Origin of the sequence: Klebsiella sp. K47 (assembly GCF_051858335.1) — a bacterium.
Taxonomy (GTDB): Bacteria; Pseudomonadota; Gammaproteobacteria; order Enterobacterales; family Enterobacteriaceae; genus Klebsiella; species Klebsiella pneumoniae.
The window spans coordinates 1-223 of the sequence record NZ_JBPYUI010000428.1 but is presented as its reverse complement, the minus strand read 5'-3'; the positions used below and the strand labels follow the sequence as shown (position 1 = coordinate 223).

Here is a 223-nt window from a genome sequence, read left to right as displayed (position 1 = left end):
AAGTTTGATAGCCATTTACAGCTCCTCCTCTAAATCTTGTGCTAATTGCAACGCAAGTTTTATATCTTTACTTTGCGTAGACTTGTCTCCACCTGCTAAGAGAATAACAACCCTTTGCCCTTGCTTGCAGTAATAAATCCTATAGCCAGGTCCAAAGAAAAAACGTAATTCAGAGACACCTTCACCGACTGGTTCAGTATCGCCAAAGTTTCCATCTTCAACC

General features: G+C 40.8%; 1 protein-coding gene. It reads right to left on the bottom strand.

What is annotated here, in order from left to right:
- Nucleotides 1-15: 15 nt before the first annotated feature.
- Nucleotides 16-223, bottom strand: a 208-nt coding sequence (locus RRF55_RS28655; RefSeq protein WP_043963378.1) for a type II toxin-antitoxin system RelE/ParE family toxin, incomplete at its 5' end; no start/stop codon positions are given.